We start from the raw sequence: 16,004 nt of genomic DNA on the forward strand, positions 1-16,004 counted from the left end.
GCCGCCGCCGAGGCCCGCGCCGCCGCGGCCGAGGCGCGCGCTGCGCAGGCGGCACTCGCCGCCGCACCCGCGCCTTTCGCGCCCAACGTCGCCGGGCTTCAGGCGCCGAGCGCGCAGGGCGACCAGACGGCCACGGGCGACGCTCTGCGTTCCGACCTGCAGGGCATCGCCTTTCGCGTGCCGGGCACCGATACGCAGGTGCGCCTCTACGGCTTCGCTAAGCTGACTGGGTACTACGATTTCGGCGGACGCAACCAGACCGACGCGCCGCCGCCGCAGACCATCCCGCTGGCCGGCAGCCCGGCCGACGCGCAGGGCGGCGACTTCGGCATGACCGCGCGATTCAGCCGCTTCGGCCTGGACACCCAGACGCTGACGCGCTGGGGCACGCTGGAGACGCGGCTCGAGGGCGATTTCGGCGGCGGGTCCCCGACCTCCACCAATGCGGTGTTCCGGCTGCGCCAGGCCTGGGCGGAACTCGGCGACGACAGCCTGCGCGTGCTGATCGGCCAGGCCAACAGCCTGTGGAACGAGGGCGTCTTCGAGACGCTGATCGACGCCACCAACCTGAACCAGTCCTTCATCCGCCAGGCGCAGCTGCGCGTGACTTGGGGGCCGCCGCGCGGGAACGGCGTGATGGGCATGATCTCGGTCGAGGCGCCGGAGACCTCCTATACCTCCGCCGCCGGTGCCTTCACGCCGGGCAGCAGCCTCGATGGCGGCGCCAGCCCGGCCTTCAATTCGGTGCCCGACCTGCTGGCGCGCGTGAGCTGGCGGCACGATGGCGCGGAGGTGATGGGCCGCGCGCTGCTGCGCCAGCTGGAACTGCGCACCGACGGCACGGCTGCGGCGGGCATCGCGCCCGTCTCGGACACGGCGCTGGCCTGGGGTGTCTCGGGCCTGGTGCGGCTGCCGATGCGCTGGCTGGCGGAGGCCTTCGGCCCGGATGAGATCGTCGGCATGGCCTTCTATGGCGAGGGCATCGGGCGGTATTTTGCGGGGCAGAATTCCGGGCAGGACGCGCTGACCGACCTCGGCCTGCCGGGTGTGCTGCAGGCGGGGCTCGATCCCGTGCCGACCTATGGTGCGACCATCGCCTACCGGCGCTTCTGGACGGACCAGCTGCGCAGCAACGTCACCTATGCCTATGCGCGCAGCGACTTCCCCGGCTACGCCATGAGCTTCGCGCCAGGTTCGGCGGCGGCGACCTCGCTCAATCGCGAGTACCAGCAGGTCTTCGCGAACCTGATCTGGAGCCCCTTCGGCACGGTGAGCAACGGCGTGTTCAACAGCGGGTGGCTCGATGTCGGCATCGAATACCTGTTCACCCGGCGCGACCTGTTCGGCGGCGCGCAGGCCGGCGGGTCGGCGGGGTTCGGGCACGCCATCGCGAACCGCGTGCTGTTCGCGGCGATCGCGCGGTTCTGAGCGTCTGTGGCGCGCCCCGCCGCCGGGTGTCGCGCAACTGTCGCGCAGAGGCCGCTTCCCGGCATCCGCCGGCGCGACCTAGGATGCAGGGCCGCGTCCCGCGCCGCGAGACCCGCTGGCGGAAGGTCCTGGCAGGAGCGAGACGCCCGATGAGCCTGTCCGTGATGCGACGCCTGTGGCTGGTGCCGTTCCTGCTGCTGGCGCTGGCCGGCTGCGGCAGCATCGCGCGGCTCGATCCGCCGCCGCTGCGCGCCACCGAGACACTGCCCATCCTGGGGCTGCAGAATGCGCGCTTCTGGCTCGACGCTGACACCGCGCCGCTGTCGCGCGAATGGCTGATGATGCAGGAGCGCCAGGTTGCGGCGCTGCCGCCCGGGGCACGCGGGCGGCTCCCGCCATCGAACCTGTTGGCGCTGTCGGGCGGCGGCGACAACGGCGCCTTCGGCGCCGGGCTCATGGTGGGCTGGACGGCCTCGGGCCAGCGGCCCTCCTTCGACCTGGTGACCGGCGTTTCGGCCGGCGCGTTGATCGCGCCCTTCGCCTTCATGGGCCCCGACTATGACCCGCAGCTGCGCGAGGTGTTCACCGAGGTCGCGCCGACCGACGTGCTGGTGATCGGCAGCAAGCTGCGCGCCCTGCTGTTCGGCGAGGCGCTGGCCGACACCTCGCCGCTCTATCGCCTGATCGAGCGTCATGTGAACGAGGCGCTGATGGCCGGCATCGCGCGCGAATATGCCCGCGGCCGGCTGCTGCTGATCGGCACGACCAACCTCGACCTCGGTCGGCCCGTGTTCTGGAACATCGGCGCCATCGCCGCGAGCGGGCGCCCGGAGGCGCTGGAGCTCGTGCGGCGCATCCTGCTCGCCTCCGCCTCGATCCCCGGCGCCTTCCCGCCGGTGCTGGTCAATGTCGAGAGCGGCGGGCGCGCCTACCAGGAGATGCACGTGGATGGCGGCGCGGCGCTGCAGCTGTTCCTCTATCCGCCGGGGATCGACCTGCGCGGGGCCGGCGCGCCGCGGCTGCGCGAACGCACCGCCTGGGTGGTGCGCAACGGGCGGCTCGATACCGAATGGTCCAGCACCAACCGGTCGATCATCTCGATCACCGGGCGGGCGGCCTCCACCCTGCTGCACTTCAGCGCGGTGAACGACATCGTGCGCGTCTACCTGACCTCGCAGCGCGACGGCGTGCGATTCCGCCTGGCCTATATCGGCACCGACTTCACCGAGACGCGCGACCAGCCCTTCGAGACGGCGTACATGCGCGCGTTGTTTGCCTATGGCGAGGCGCAGGGGCGCCAGGGCGGGCGGTGGCTCGACGCGTTGCGCCCGATCGGGTCGATCGACCCCTCGGCGCCGCGGTAGCACGGCGGACGCACGGCCAAATGCTGGAACGAATGGAATAGTCCGGCCGCGGAAAAAGCGGATATCGTCGCGCGGCGCGGCGGCGAATCCGCGAGGGGGGAAGTGCATGGATCAGCTCGAGGCCGTCCTTGCCCGGATCGACGCCGATGCCGATGCGGCGCTGGGGCGGCTTTTCGCCGTGCTGCGCATCAAGTCGATCTCGACTGACCCCGCCTATGCCGAGGAATGCCACCGCAACGCCGAATGGCATGCGGAGGACCTGCGCAGCATCGGCTTCGAGGCGAGCGCGCGCGCAACGCCGGGCCATCCCATCGTGGTCGCGCATGACCGCAGCGCGCCCGGGCGCTCGGCGCTGTTCTACGGCCATTACGACGTGCAGCCGGTCGATCCGCTGGAATTGTGGGACCGCGATCCCTTCGAGCCGACCATCCAGACCTTGCCGGACGGCACGAAGATCATCACCGGCCGCGGATCCGCCGACGACAAGTGCCAGCTCATGGCCTTCGTGGAGGCCTGCCGCGCCTGGAAGGCCGTGACCGGCCGCCTGCCGATCCCCGTCACGGTGTTGCTGGAGGGCGAAGAGGAATCGGGCGGCGCCAGCCTGCCCGCCTTCCTGGCCGAGCACGCGGCGGAGCTGCGCGCGGATATCGGGCTGATCTGCGACACCAGCATGTGGGATGCGCGCACGCCGGCGATCGTGACCATGCTGCGCGGCTTGTGCGGCGAGGAAGTGACCATCCACGCCGCCGACCGCGACCTGCATTCGGGCTTCTACGGATCGGCGGCGGCAAACCCGAACCGCGTGCTGGCGCGCATCCTGGCCGACCTGCACGACGAGACGGGCCGCGTGACGCTGCCTGGCTTCTACGACGGTGTGCCGGAGCCGCCGGCCGAACTTGTCGCGCAATGGGCCACGCTCGGCTTCGACGAGAAGGCCTTCCTCGGCGCCGTCGGGCTGTCGGTGCCGGCGGGCGAGCGCGGGCGGTCCGTGCTGGAGCAGACCTGGTCGCGCCCGACCTGCGAGATCAACGGCATGGGCGGCGGCTACCAGGGCGAGGGATTCAAGACCGTGATCCCCGCGGTGGCCTCCGCCAAGGTCAGCTTCCGCCTGGTCTTCGACCAGGATCCGCACAAGGTGCGCGACGCCTTCCGCGCGCACGTCCTGGCCCGCCTGCCCGCCGATTGCCGCGCCGAGTTCAAGGAGCACGGCTCGGGCCGCGCCATTGCCTTCCCAGTGGACAACCCCGCCTTCGGCAAGGCGCGCGATGCGCTCACCGCCGAATGGGGCAGGCCGGCCGTGTTCATCGGCGGCGGCGGGTCGATCCCGGTGACGCAGATGCTCAAGACCTCGCTGGGAATGGATGTGGTGCTGGCGGGCTTCGGGCTCGATGACGACCGCATCCACAGCCCGAACGAGAAGTACAACCTCACCAGCTTCCAGAAGGGCATCCGCTCCTGGGCGCGCATTCTTCACGCATTGGCGGACTGACATGAGCACGACGACGGAAGCGCCGAAGACGGCGATGCAGAAGGTGCTGGACGCGGTCGAGCGCGTGGGCAACCGCGTGCCGCACCCGGTGATGATCTTCGTCTACCTGATCGCCATCGTGATCGTGCTCTCGGCCGTGCTCGGTCTGCTGGGCGTGCGGGTCAGCTACCAGGCCTATAATCCCGCGACCGGGGAGATCGAGCCGGCCAGCACGGCGGCGCGCAGCCTGCTGACGGTGGACGGCATCCGCTTCATGTTCACCGGAATCGTCCAGAACTTTATGAACTTCAATGCGGTCGGCGTGATCATCGTGGCGATGGTGGGCGTGGGCGTCGCCGAGGAATCGGGGCTGGTCAAGGCGCTGATCCGCAAGCTGGTGGTGGTCGCGCCGCGCAAGCTGCTGACCTACATCCTGGTCTTCGTCGGCATCGTCTCCTCCATCGCGGCGGATGCCGGCTACCTGGTGCTGATCCCCCTGGCCGCGGCGGCCTTCATCAGCGTGGGGCGGCATCCGCTGGCGGGCCTCGCGGCGGCCTTTGCCGCGGTGGCCTCGGCCTTCCTGGTCAATATCCTGATCGTGCCGACCGATGGCATCCTGACCGAGATCACCAACGACGCGATCCGGCTGGTCGATCCGAACAAGTCGATCGATCTTGCGGCGAACCTGTGGTTCTCGATCGGTTCCGTGGTGCTGCTCACCATCGTGATCGGGCTGATCACCGAGAAGGTGATCGAACCACGCCTCGGCCCCTATACCGGCGATTACGTGGTGCCCGGCGAGACCGGGCTGAGCGACGACGAGTATCGCGGGCTGCGCTACGCGCTGTACGGCATGCTGGCGGTGTTCGGCGTTCTCGCGCTGCTGGTGCTGCCGCCCGGCGCGCCGCTGCGCAACCCCGAGACCGGCGCGATCATCGGCAATTCGCCCTTCATGACCAGCCTGATCGTGTCGATCGCGTTGATCTTCCTTGTCTGCGGCGCGGCCTATGGCATCGGCGCGGGTACCATGAAGGGCACCAACGACGTGGTCGCCGCCATGCAGAAGGCGATCATGGGCCTGTCCGGGCTGATCCTGCTGCTGCTGGTGATCAGCCAGTTCATCGCCTTCTTCAACTACACCAACATGGCGACGCTCGCGGCCGTTTCCCTCGCGCGCATCCTGCAGCAGATGAACCTCGATGCGCTGTGGCTGCTGCTCGGCTTCGTGGTGGTGGTCTTCCTGCTCGACCTCATCATCACCGCGGCTATCGCCAAGTGGGCGATCTTCGCGCCGATCTTCGTCCCCCTGCTGATGCAGCTCGGCGTCGAGCCGGAGGCGGTGCTGGCCGCCTATCGCGTCGGCGACAGCCCGATGAACTCGATCACGCCGCTCAACGCCTATTTCGCGATGATCGTGACCTTTGCGGCGAAGTACCAGAAGGATGCCGGGGTGGGCACCGTCATCGCGCTGATGCTGCCGTATGTGCTGGTCATCTGCGTGATCTGGACGGCGTTCCTGGCGGGCTGGCACCTCCTCAAGCTGCCCTGGGGCCTGTGATGGCGGGCGCTCGCGGCTTGGGGCATAAGGGGGGCACCGTCATCGCCCCGGAGAGACCGGTTGAACAGAGCCACCTTCCTGGCCGCCGCGGCCACGTTCGGCCTCGGTCTGGCCATGCCGCCGGCCCGCGCCCAGCAGCGTGGCCGACAGGACCCCAACCCCGACGGCTCGATCGAGATCGAGCAGGTGCGCGTCGGCGTGCTCGCGGTTGGCACCTCGATCGGCGGCGGGCGACTGCACTTCCGGGGCGAGGAACATCGCTTCTCGGTGCGCGGCATCGAATTCGGCAGCGTGGGCGTGTCATCCCTGTCGGCGCGCGGGGAGGTCTTCAACCTCCGCCGGCTCGAGGATTTCGCCGGCCGCTACACCGAACGCGTCGTGCCGCGCACGCAGGGTGCGCCGAGCGGGCCCGAGACGCGCTTCCTGCGCAACCAGGCCGGCGTCGAGCTGCGCCTGCGCACCGAGCGTGCCGGCGGCCAATGGCGTTTCAACGAGGCCGGCGTGACCATCGAGCTGCGCTGACACTCGCCGCCCCCCTCCGGGGGGCAGCGCGATGATCGACGGCTTCCTGGTGGCGAAGGCGCTGTCCTTCTGGCTGTTCGGCTTCTCGACGCTGCTCAGCATCATCAACCCCTTCGGCGTCGCCTTCGTCTTCCACGACATGACGCGCTGGCTGACGGCGCGCGAACGCTCCCGCCTGGCGCGGCAGATCGCGATCAACTCCTTCATCGTGCTGGTGGTAGCGCTGTTCCTAGGCTCCCGCGTGCTGTCCTTCTTTGGCATCTCGCTGGAGGCGCTGCGGATCGGCGGCGGGCTGGCGGTAGCGGCCTCGGGCTGGGTCATGCTGCGCGCCCCACCGGAGGAATCGAAGGCACCGGCTGCGATGGACACCGCGCCGATCGAGCGCATGGCCTTCTTCCCGCTCACGCTGCCCTTGACCACCGGCCCGGGGTCGATCGCCGCCTCCATCGCGCTGGGGGCTGAACGCACCACCGAATCCCAGGGCGTGCTGGTGGTCAGCGCCTTGTCCTCGCTGTTCGTCGCCGCGTCCGTCGCGGCGTGCATCTGGCTTGCCTATGCCTATTCCGAGGCGATCGCCCGGCGGATCGGCCCGCAGGGTACGCTGGTCGCGACCAAGCTCACCGCCTTCCTACTGCTGTGCATCGGCTGCCAGATCATCCTGACCGGCGTGACCGACGCGCTGCGGCCGCTGATCGCCGTGCGCGCCGGCTGATCGACGGGACCCGCCATGACCACAGACCTCATCCTCGTCCTCGCGCTGCTCGGCGCGTCGATCGTCATGTTCGTCATCAACCGGCCGCGCATGGATGCGGTCGGGCTGCTGATGATGGCGATGCTGCCCTTCACCGGCGTGCTGACCATGAACGAGGCGATCGCCGGCTTCGCCGACCCCGCCGTTGTGCTGCTCGCGCTGCTGTTCGTGGTGGGGGAGGGGCTGGTGCGCACCGGCACCGCGCAGCGCATCGGCGACATGCTGAGCGCGCGCGCGGGCGGCAGCGAGACGCGGCTGCTGGTCCTGCTGATGGTTGCCTGCGCGGGGCTTGGCTCCTTCATGAGCGGCACTGCGGTGGTCGCCATCTTCATCCCGATCGCGCTGCGTATTTGCCAGCAGACCGGCGCTGCGCCGTCCAGCCTGATGATGCCGCTCTCAGTCGCGGCGCTGATCAGCGGCATGATGACGCTGGTCGCCACCGCGCCGAACCTTGTCGTCAGCGCGGAGCTCGTGCGCCAGGGACATGCCGGCTTCTCCTTCTTCGCCTTCACGCCCTTTGGGTTGCCGGTGCTGGTGGTCGCGATCGGCTACATGCTCTTCGCCAGGCGCCTGCTGCCGGACCGCCGGCCGCCCGGCACCGACAGCCATCGCCCGCCAAGCCTGCGCGATTGGGCGGAGACCTACGCCCTGACGGGCCGCGCCTTCCGCGTGCGCATCCTAGCCGAATCGCCGCTCGTCGGACGGCGGCTCGAGCAGCTGGAACTGCGCAAGGAGGGGATCAACATCCTCGCCATCGAGCGCCAGGCCCGCTTCGACACCGAGATTATCCGCCCCGACGGCACCGCCGAGCTGCGCGCGGGCGACCTTGTGCTGATCGATGCGCGCTCGGCGCCCGAGCGCGGCCGGCAGCTCCAGCAGCAGCTGCGCGTCGAGGTGCTGCCGCTCGAGGGCAGCGACTATTTCTTCGACCGCACGCAGCAGATCGGCATGGTCGAGGCGATCGTGCCGCCGGATTCGCCGCTGGTCGGCAGCACCGTGCTCGAAGCCCGCATCCGCGCTGAGCACCGGCTGACCGTGATCGGGCTGCGCCACGGCAGCAAGCCGGTCGGCGAGGGGCTACTCGAGGAGAAGCTGCGCGCCGGCGACACGCTGCTGCTGACCGGCTTCTGGTCCGACATCGCGAAGCAGGAAGCCGACAGCCACGGCCTCGTGGTGCTCAACATGCCCGCCGAACGGGCCGACGTGCTGCCGGCGGCTGGGCGAGCCCCGGCAGCGGTGGCCATCCTGGCGCTGACGGTCGGCCTGATGATCAGCGGCTGGGTGACCAACGTCCATGCCGCGCTGATCGGCTGCCTGCTGATGGGCATCTTCCGCTGCGTGGACCTGCCCAGCGCCTACGACTCGATCTCCTGGAAGAGCCTGGTGCTGATCGTGGGCATGCTGCCCTTCTCGATCGCGCTGCAGCGCACCGGCGGCGTCGAGCTCGCAGCCGATGCGGTGGTGGAGCTCGCCGGCGCGGCATCGCCGCGCGTGCTGCTGGCAGTGATCTTCGTCATCACGGCGATGCTCGGCCTGTTCATCTCGAACACCGCGACGGCGGTGCTGATGGCGCCCGTGGCACTCGCCATCGCGAAGGAGACCGGCGCCTCGCCCTATCCCTTCGCGATGATCGTGGCACTTGCCGCCTCGACCGCCTTCATGACGCCGGTCTCCTCGCCGGTGAACACGCTGGTGGTGGGGCCGGGCAACTACGGCTTCGCCGATTTCATCAAGGTGGGCGTGCCGCTCTCGCTTGCGGTGATGGCGCTAAGCGTTCTGCTGGTGCCGATCATCCTGCCGCTGTAGCGGGCCTATTCCAGGCGCAGCGCGGCGCGCATCTCGGCAGCCCCCGCCGGGTCGATGATCGCGGCCAGCCGCCCCGCCGCGAGGAGTGCGACACGGTGCAGCAGCGCGCGCCGGCGCGCCGGCGCCAGGCGATGCTCCGGCGCGTCGCGCAGCAGTGCCGCCTCGCGGTCCTCCGCCACCAGCAGTCCGGCATCCGCCGGCAGCAGCGCCTGCGGGAAGTCGAGATCGACCGCGAAGAACAGCCGGTCGCACCAGGCGCGATAATCTTCCCACTTCGCGTCCGTGAGGTAGTCGCGCGCACAGGACTTCACCTCCAGGATGGCGAAGTCGCCGCCGGGCAGGAGGGCGAGGATATCGGCGCGGCGGCCATCGGGCAGCGGCACCTGCTCGACCGGCGCCCACCCGCGCAGAATGCAGAAGCGCATCGCGGCGCGGGTGACCGACAGGGTGCGTTCGGGCGCGTCCATTCTTCCATGTTCGTGCTTCGTTCGCGTCGCGGTCAAGCCCGCGATCAGCGCACCAGGCCGCTCGGCTTGGGCGTGGCGCCGACATTGCCGGCGGACCGCCCGGCATCAACCGGCAGCGTTACGCCCGTGATCCAGCGCGCCGCGGGCGAGGCCAGGAAGCAGGCCGCTTCCGCCACGTCCCAGGCGCTGCCCTCGATCTTGAGCAGCCCGGAATTGGCGCGCTGCTGGCGCAGTTCCTCGCTCATGCCGCGCGAGGCGACCATCGGCGTGTAGACATAGCCCGGAGCCACCGCGTTCACGCGGATCAGGTCGCCGCCATGATGCGCCGCCATCGCGCGCGTCATCTGCACGATCGCGCCCTTCGTCGTCGCGTAGAGCAGTCCCGGATGCCCGCCCTGCAGCCCGGCGATCGAGGCCATGTTCACGATCGCGCCGGCACCCTGCTTGCGCATCTCGGGCACTGCGTATTTCGCCATGAGCATGACGGACTTCACGTTGACCTGCATCGCGTGGTCCCAGGCGGCCTCGTCCACCGCGGTGGCGTCGCCGGGCGGGCCGCTGATGCCGACATTGTTGACCAATATGTCCACGCGGCCCCACAGGCGCACCGCCTCGGCCACCGCGGCGGCGCAGTCGGCGGGCTTGGAGACGTCGCAGACTGCGCTGGCGCAGGTGCCGCCTTCGGCGCGGATCATGTCCTCGGTGCCGCGCAGCCAGTCCTGCGTGACGTCCAGCAGCAGCACCCGCGCGCCGCGGCGGGCGAGCAGCACCGAGATGGCGCGGCCATTCCCGACCGTGGTGGCGTTGGTCCCCGAATCGCGCGAACCGGCCCCGGTGACGATGGCGACGCGGCCATCGAAGCGCGTGTTGTCCTGCATGTGTCGTTCCCTCCGATGCGCCGAGCCTGCACCGGGATGGCCGGGGGCGGAAGCCCGGGACGGTTGCGCGCGGCGGGATGTGGGACCACCTCCGCGCCATGATCCGCCGCACCCTTCTCGCCCTTACGCTGCTCGCCGCGCCGGCCGCGGCGCAGGATGCGCCCATCACCTCGGAGCGCGCGACCTTCCGCGTCACCACCTTCGCGCAGGGGCTCGAACACCCCTGGGGCGCGGCTTTCCTGCCGGACGGGTCGCTTCTGGTGACCGAACGGCCGGGGCGGCTGCGCCGGATCGGCACGGATGGGCGCGTCTCCCCGCCGCTCGCCGGCGTGCCGCAGGTCGAGGCGGCCGGCCAGGGCGGGCTGCTCGACATCGCGCTCGCGCCGGATTTCGCCCGGACGCGGGAGGTGTTCCTGTGCCAGGCCGCGGCCGTGGAAGGCGGCGCGCTGACGCGGCTGGTCAGCGCAAGGCTCTCGCCGGCCGGGGATGCGCTGACCGGCATTCGCCGCGTGCTCGATGCCACGCCGGCGCAGGCCAGCGGCCGCCTGCACTACGGCTGCCGCATCGTCTTCGGGCGTGATGGGCACCTCTACCTGTCCACCGGCGAGCGGAACGAGCGCGCGCGCGCGCAGCGGCTCGACGACCTAGCGGGGAAGGTGATCCGCCTGACTCGCGACGGGCGCGTGCCGGCCGACAATCCCTTCGTGGGCCAGCAGGGCGTACGGCCGGAGATCTGGTCCTATGGCCACCGCCACCCGCAGGGCCTGGCCGTGAATCCCTGGACCGGCAGCCTGTGGGAGGCGGAGTTCGGCCCGCGCGGCGGGGACGAGATCAACGTCATCCGCCGGGGCGAGAACTACGGCTGGCCGGTGGTCAGCCACGGGCGCGAATACTGGGGGCCGCGGATCTCGCGCGACACCTCCGCACCGAACATCGCCGACCCGATCCATGTCTGGGTGCCCTCGGTCAGCCCGTCCGGCATCGCCTTCTACGACGGCGCGGCCCTTCCGGGCTGGCAGCGCAGCCTGTTCGTGGCGGCGCTGAACACGCCGGGCCTGGTGCGCCTGAGCACGGATGGCGACCGCGTGACCGGCGAGGAGCGGCTGCTCTGGGGCAAGGCGCGGCTGCGCAACGTCCTGGTGGGTCCGGACGGCCGCGTTTACCTGCTGACGGATGCTCCCGATGGCGCGGTGCTGAGGCTCGACCCGGCCTGACGTCAGCGCCCTTCGAAGGAGGGCGCGCGCTTCTCCAGCATCGAATCCACCGCCTCGCGGTGGTCGCGCGTGCCATGCGCCAGCGCCTGGTACGCGGCGGACATTTCCAGCAGCGCGGAGAGGCGCATGTGCTGGCCCTCGCGCAGCAGCCGCTTGGTCAGGCGCACCGCCTGGGGCGGGTTCACCGCGATGCGGGCGGCCATGTCGCGCGCGGCGTCCATCAGGTCGCCCGGTGCGACCACCTTCGACACCAGCCCGCAGCCCAGCGCTTCCGCCGGCGTGATGGGGTCGCCGGTCAGCGACATCTCGAGCGCCTTCGACATGCCGACCACCTTCGGCAGCAGGTAGGCGCCGCCATCGCCCGGCACGATGCCGACCTTGACGAAGGATTCCGCGAAGCGCGCGGCCTCGGAGGCGATGCGGATGTCGCACATGCAGGCCAGGTCCAGCCCCGCGCCGATCGCCGGGCCGTTGATGGCGGCGATGGTCGGGATGTCCATCTCGTAGAGCGCGAGCGGGATCATCTGGATGCCGAAGCGGTATGATTCGCGGATCTCGGCGCCGGTCTCCCCGCGCGTGATGCCGGTGCGGTCCCGCATGCCCTTGAGGTCGCCGCCGGCGCAGAAGGAACTGCCCGCGCCGGTCACGATCACCACGCGCACGGACGGATCGCGGTTCAGCGCGCGGCAGGCATCCGCCACCTCGGCGCATTCCTCCGCGCTGGAGATCGCGTTGCGCTTCTCCGGCCGGTTCAGCGTGAGGGTGACGACATGGCCGTCGCGCTCGGTCTTGAGGAAGTCTGTCATGCGGAAGGTTCCTGGTCGCGGGACGTGAGGAAGGTCCAGAGCGGGCCGGGCGCGGACTGCACGAGCGCCCCGATGCGCGCGGACCAGAAGCGCTCGGACCCGCCCTCCTCGCGCCAGGACCACAGGCGGCGCGTGAGGTGGTGCAGCGCGTGCTCCTCGGTGATGCCCATGGCGGCGAGCACCTGGTGCGCGATGGCCGCCCCCTTCGCCGCGGCCTCGCCGGCGGTCACCTTGGCGCAGCCGATCTCGAAGGTGGCATCGGCCAGGCCGCGCGCGTCGGCGGCGCGCGCGGCGGCGGACGCCGCGACGGAGGCGGCGGAGGCCTCCGCGGCGAAGACCGCGAGCTGCTGCTGCACCGCCTGGAAGCGCCCGATCGGACGGCCGAACTGCTTGCGCGTGTTCGCGTGGTCCACTGCCAGCGCTAGCGCGGCCTGCAGCGCGCCGGCGATCTGCGCGGATCGCAGCATCGCGGTCAACGCACGCGCCGCGTCGCTGCCCCATGCGTTCGGCAGCATGCCCTCGGCGAGCGGTACGCCGGTGACAGTGGGCGTGTCGCGGGCCTCGCGTGCGATGTTGCTGCCATGGGCCCAACGCAGCGATCCAGCGGCATGCAGCGTGACCCGCACGCCATCAACCAGTACGACATGTGCCGCGTGGCGGCCCCAGGGGATCGTCGCGCCGGCGGCAGCGAAAGTCAGCACGCCCGGCGGCGGCTCGATGCCCGCGGCGGCGAGCAGCGCCGCGGCGCCGATGCCTTCCGCCAGCGGCACCGGCGCGCCGGCGCGGCCGAGCGCTTCGAGCAACTGCATCACATCCGCGAAGCCCAGCCCCGCGCCGCCTCGCGCTTCCGGCACCAGCGCGGCGCCGAGGCCGAGCGCGTCCAGCGCATCCCACGCCGCCTGCGGGAAGGCGCCAGCTTCCAGCAGGCGTAGCGTGGTCACGTCCGACGCATCGGCCAGCGCGCGGGCCATCTGGTCGGCGAGTTCGGCGCCGATCATCAGCGCAGTCCCAGTTCGCGCGCGATGATGCCGCGCATGATCTCCCGCGTGCCGCCGCGCAGCGAGAAGGTGGGTGTGATCTGCGTGAGGTAGTCGTGCATGCGGCGCATCGGCTCAGGCATCGCCTCCACGTCGCGCAGCGCGCGCATGGCGCCCGGCAGCGCCTGTTCGAAGTCGTTGCCGAGGTCCTTCACCAGCGCGGCCTGGCGCACCGGGTCGGCGCCGTCCTGCAGCATGCCGGCAATGGCGGTGGACATGGCGCGCAGCGTCCAGAGCCGCGCGACTTCACGCCCCAGGGCGGGTGCCGCCGCCGCATCGGCGCGCAGGGCATCCAGCCCCGCTTCCAGCAGCGGGTGGGAGGACATGTAGCGGTCCGGCCCGCTGCGTTCGAAGGCGAGCTCGGACGTCGCCTGCGCCCAGCCCGCGCCCTCCTGGCCGACCAGCGCATCCTCCGGCAGGCGCACGTCGTCGAAGGTGATCTCGTTGAAGCCTTCCTCGCCGACCAGGTCGCGGATCGGGCGGATGGACACGCCCGGCGCGCGCAGGTCAACCAGCACCTGCGACAGACCCTGGTGGCGCGAACCGCCCTCGGGTGCGGGCGAGGTGCGCACCAGCGCGATCATCCAATCACACAGGTGGCCGAAGGTGGTCCAGATCTTGCGGCCGTTCAGCAGCCAGCCGCCACCGACACGGTCCGCGCGCGTGCGCAGCGAGGCGAGGTCCGATCCGGAATCCGGTTCCGAGAGGCCGATGCAGAAGGCGAGTTCGCCGCGGGCGATGCCCGGCAGGAACTTCTCGCGTTGGGCTTCCGTGCCCAGGCGCAGGATCAGTGGACCCGATTGGCGGTCGCCGATCCAGTGCGCGCCGACCGGGGCGCCGGCGGCGAGCATCTCCTCCAGCACGATGTTGCGTTCGAGGAAGCTGCGCTCTGCGCCGCCGTATTCCCGTGGCCAGCACATGCCGATCCAGCCGCGCGCGCCGACCGCGCGCGTGAAGGTTCGGTCGAAACCCATCCAGGACCGCGCCCGCACTTCGGGCGTCCATGCGCGCTCGTGCTCGGCCAGGAAGGCCCGGACCTCGGCGCGCAGTGCGGCCGCGCCGGGCGGCGGGTCGCGAAGGTCGAAGCGCAGTCCGGTCATGCGATGTTCCTCCTCGTGGCGCGCATCACACGATCCCCGCGGCGCGGGCGGCGGCGATCTCGGCCGCATCCATGCCGGCGAACTCCGCGAGCAGCGCATCGGTGTCCCCGCCCGGCGCCGGGATGCCGTGGCGATACGTCACCGGGGTCGCGTCGAGCCGCAGCGGCGAGCCCGGCACGCGCACCGTGCCGCCCGCGTGGTGCGGGAGTTCCACGATCAGCCCGCGCGCGCGCAGATGCGGGTCGGCCTCGACGTCGCGCGCCGTGTTGATCGGGCCGCTGGTGATCTTCGCCGACTCCAGCCGCGCCAGCCACTCTGCGCGGGGACGCGTGCGCAGCAGCGTGCGCATGCGGTCGAGCAGTGCCGCGCGGTGCTCCGACCTGTCGCGCGCGCGCTTGAAGCGCGGGTCCTCGGCCCATTCCGGATGGCCGAGCGCCTCCGCGAGCCGCACGAACTCGCGGTCGTTCAGCACACCGATGACGAACTTCGCGTCCGACCCGTCGAACACGCCGTAGGGCACCGCGACGGTCGCCTCGTTGCCGCTGCGCTGGAGCAGCTTGCCAGCATTGAGCCAGGAGGACATCGGCGCCTGCATGAGCGAGGCCATGGTCTCGAACAGGTTCACGTCGATGCGCTGGCCCTGCCCGGTGGCATCGCGATGGCGCAGCGCGGCCAGGATTGCAACGGTGGCGGCGAAGCCGGTGAACATGTCGGCCACCGGGACGCCCACGCGCTGCGGGCCACCGCCCGGGGTGCCGTCGGCCTCGCCGGTCACTTCCATCAGTCCGGCCATGGCCTGCGCCACGAAGTCGTAGCCCGAGCGCCCGGCATAGGGACCGTCCTGCCCGAAGCCGGTGATGGAGCAATAGACCAGGCGCGGGTTCACCGCGCGCAGGTCGTCGTAGGAGAGGCCGTAGCGCGCCAGCGTGCCGGTGCGGAAATTCTCGATCAGCACATCGGTGCGCGCGACCATTCGCTTCAGGATGGCCGCGCCCTCGGGCCGCGCGAAATCGACCGAGACGGACCGCTTGTTGCGGTTCAGCGTCACGAAATAGGTGCTGTCCTCGCTGTCCTGCACGAAGGGCGGGCCGAGCGCGCGCAGATCGTCGCCATCGCCGCGGCGCTCGACCTTCGCGACATCGGCGCCGAGGTCGCCCAGCATCTGCGCGCAGAGCGGGCCGGCGACCACCCGCGTCAGGTCCACCACGCGCAGGCCATCCAGCGCCCCGGCCATGTTTCCTCCGTCCTCTTGGGCCGCGCAGGGTGGCGCAGGATGGGCGCCCGGGAAAGCCCGGCGCGCGTGGTGGACTTCGGGGGGGCGAATGTGCTGCCGTTGCGGCTATGAAGCGGATCCTGATCGCTGCCCTGGTGCTGCTGCCGCTGCCCGCGCTGGCGCAGCCCTCCTTTGATTGCACCCGCGCGCGCGCCTGGGACGAACGGCAGATCTGCGGCCAGGCCGACCTGGCCGAGCTCGACCGCCGCATCGCCGCGGCCTGGCGCACGGCGACGGAGCGCGCCACGCCTGAGCAGCGCACGCAGCTGCAGGCGCAGCAGCGCGCCTGGCTGGCGGAGCGCCGCGCCTGCGAGGGGCCGGCGGCGCGGGAG

At 71.0% G+C, this 16,004-nt stretch carries 15 protein-coding genes; 9 read left to right on the forward strand and 6 right to left on the reverse strand.

The window, feature by feature from the left end; translation table 11 throughout:
- From HW578_RS12740 to HW578_RS12770, 7 genes are all read left to right on the forward strand, one after another.
- Positions 1-1,428, forward strand: a 1,428-nt coding sequence (locus HW578_RS12740) for a DcaP family trimeric outer membrane transporter (protein ID WP_198370926.1), incomplete at its 5' end; no start/stop codon positions are given.
- A 149-nt stretch (positions 1,429-1,577) separates the two neighbouring features.
- Positions 1,578-2,792, forward strand: a complete 1,215-nt coding sequence (locus HW578_RS12745) for a patatin-like phospholipase family protein (RefSeq protein WP_198370927.1) — start codon at positions 1,578-1,580, stop codon at positions 2,790-2,792.
- A 106-nt stretch (positions 2,793-2,898) separates the two neighbouring features.
- Complete coding sequence (locus HW578_RS12750) at positions 2,899-4,281, forward strand: M20/M25/M40 family metallo-hydrolase (RefSeq protein WP_198370928.1); 1,383 nt, start codon at positions 2,899-2,901, stop codon at positions 4,279-4,281.
- A 1-nt stretch (position 4,282) separates the two neighbouring features.
- Positions 4,283-5,818: an AbgT family transporter gene (locus tag HW578_RS12755; RefSeq protein WP_198370929.1), complete on the forward strand. Its 1,536-nt coding sequence runs from the start codon at positions 4,283-4,285 to the stop codon at positions 5,816-5,818.
- A 60-nt stretch (positions 5,819-5,878) separates the two neighbouring features.
- Positions 5,879-6,340: a hypothetical protein gene (locus HW578_RS12760; RefSeq protein ID WP_198370930.1), complete on the forward strand. Its 462-nt coding sequence runs from the start codon at positions 5,879-5,881 to the stop codon at positions 6,338-6,340.
- Between the two features lie 31 nt (positions 6,341-6,371).
- The gene (locus tag HW578_RS12765; RefSeq protein ID WP_198370931.1) at positions 6,372-7,052 is read left to right on the forward strand and encodes a MarC family protein; all 681 of its coding nucleotides are present in this window, start codon (positions 6,372-6,374) and stop codon (positions 7,050-7,052) included.
- Positions 7,053-7,067: 15 nt separating this feature from the next.
- Positions 7,068-8,897 carry an SLC13 family permease gene (locus tag HW578_RS12770; protein ID WP_198370932.1) on the forward strand — a complete coding sequence of 610 codons (1,830 nt, stop codon included), beginning with the start codon at positions 7,068-7,070 and terminating at the stop codon, positions 8,895-8,897.
- Positions 8,898-8,902: 5 nt separating this feature from the next.
- On the opposite strand, the gene HW578_RS12775 is transcribed toward HW578_RS12770, so the two are convergent.
- Positions 8,903-9,364, reverse strand: coding sequence for an MmcB family DNA repair protein (locus tag HW578_RS12775; RefSeq protein ID WP_198370933.1), 462 nt, complete (start codon positions 9,362-9,364; stop codon positions 8,903-8,905).
- Between the two features lie 44 nt (positions 9,365-9,408).
- The gene (locus HW578_RS12780) at positions 9,409-10,242 is read right to left on the reverse strand and encodes an SDR family NAD(P)-dependent oxidoreductase (protein WP_198370934.1); all 834 of its coding nucleotides are present in this window, start codon (positions 10,240-10,242) and stop codon (positions 9,409-9,411) included.
- A 98-nt stretch (positions 10,243-10,340) separates the two neighbouring features.
- Here HW578_RS12780 and HW578_RS12785 point away from each other — a divergent pair, with 98 nt between their 5' ends.
- Positions 10,341-11,456, forward strand: coding sequence for a PQQ-dependent sugar dehydrogenase (locus tag HW578_RS12785; protein ID WP_232478920.1), 1,116 nt, complete (start codon positions 10,341-10,343; stop codon positions 11,454-11,456).
- 2 nt (positions 11,457-11,458) lie between these two features.
- Here the strand turns inward: HW578_RS12785 and HW578_RS12790 are convergent, their stop codons facing one another.
- From HW578_RS12790 to HW578_RS12805, 4 genes are read right to left on the reverse strand one after another with little or no spacing between them, the layout of a single operon-like run.
- Positions 11,459-12,262: a crotonase/enoyl-CoA hydratase family protein gene (locus HW578_RS12790; RefSeq protein ID WP_198370936.1), complete on the reverse strand. Its 804-nt coding sequence runs from the start codon at positions 12,260-12,262 to the stop codon at positions 11,459-11,461.
- Entirely contained in the window at positions 12,259-13,260 is a 1,002-nt protein-coding gene (locus HW578_RS12795; RefSeq protein WP_198370937.1) for an acyl-CoA dehydrogenase family protein, read from the reverse strand. Before HW578_RS12795 ends, HW578_RS12790 begins: the two co-directional genes overlap by 4 nt.
- Positions 13,260-14,399, reverse strand: coding sequence for an acyl-CoA dehydrogenase family protein (locus HW578_RS12800; protein WP_198370938.1), 1,140 nt, complete (start codon positions 14,397-14,399; stop codon positions 13,260-13,262). The genes HW578_RS12795 and HW578_RS12800 overlap by 1 nt, the downstream gene beginning before the upstream one ends.
- 25 nt (positions 14,400-14,424) lie before the next feature.
- The gene (locus HW578_RS12805) at positions 14,425-15,633 is read right to left on the reverse strand and encodes a CaiB/BaiF CoA transferase family protein (RefSeq protein WP_198370939.1); all 1,209 of its coding nucleotides are present in this window, start codon (positions 15,631-15,633) and stop codon (positions 14,425-14,427) included.
- A gap of 107 nt (positions 15,634-15,740) precedes the next feature.
- Between HW578_RS12805 and HW578_RS12810 the strand changes: the two genes are divergently transcribed.
- Positions 15,741-16,004, forward strand: a 264-nt coding sequence (locus tag HW578_RS12810; protein ID WP_198370940.1) for a lysozyme inhibitor LprI family protein, incomplete at its 3' end; no start/stop codon positions are given.

Origin of the sequence: Roseomonas rosulenta (genome assembly GCF_016106005.1) — a bacterium.
GTDB classification, from domain to species: Bacteria; Pseudomonadota; Alphaproteobacteria; order Acetobacterales; family Acetobacteraceae; genus Neoroseomonas; species Neoroseomonas rosulenta.

Bases quoted from the DNA above. Each gene is read 5' to 3' on its own strand.
- HW578_RS12750 (WP_198370928.1), top strand. From the start codon at position 2,899: ATGGATCAGCTCGAGGCCGTCCTTGCCCGGATCGACGCCGATGCCGAT.
- HW578_RS12785 (WP_232478920.1), top strand. From the start codon at position 10,341: ATGATCCGCCGCACCCTTCTCGCCCTTACGCTGCTCGCCGCGCCGGCC.
- HW578_RS12805 (WP_198370939.1), bottom strand. From the start codon at position 15,633: ATGGCCGGGGCGCTGGATGGCCTGCGCGTGGTGGACCTGACGCGGGTG.
- HW578_RS12775 (WP_198370933.1), bottom strand. From the start codon at position 9,364: ATGGACGCGCCCGAACGCACCCTGTCGGTCACCCGCGCCGCGATGCGC.
- HW578_RS12765 (WP_198370931.1), top strand. From the start codon at position 6,372: ATGATCGACGGCTTCCTGGTGGCGAAGGCGCTGTCCTTCTGGCTGTTC.
- HW578_RS12770 (WP_198370932.1), top strand. From the start codon at position 7,068: ATGACCACAGACCTCATCCTCGTCCTCGCGCTGCTCGGCGCGTCGATC.
- HW578_RS12790 (WP_198370936.1), bottom strand. From the start codon at position 12,262: ATGACAGACTTCCTCAAGACCGAGCGCGACGGCCATGTCGTCACCCTC.
- HW578_RS12745 (WP_198370927.1), top strand. From the start codon at position 1,578: ATGAGCCTGTCCGTGATGCGACGCCTGTGGCTGGTGCCGTTCCTGCTG.
- HW578_RS12800 (WP_198370938.1), bottom strand. From the start codon at position 14,399: ATGACCGGACTGCGCTTCGACCTTCGCGACCCGCCGCCCGGCGCGGCC.
- HW578_RS12780 (WP_198370934.1), bottom strand. From the start codon at position 10,242: ATGCAGGACAACACGCGCTTCGATGGCCGCGTCGCCATCGTCACCGGG.
- HW578_RS12755 (WP_198370929.1), top strand. From the start codon at position 4,283: ATGAGCACGACGACGGAAGCGCCGAAGACGGCGATGCAGAAGGTGCTG.
- HW578_RS12795 (WP_198370937.1), bottom strand. From the start codon at position 13,260: ATGATCGGCGCCGAACTCGCCGACCAGATGGCCCGCGCGCTGGCCGAT.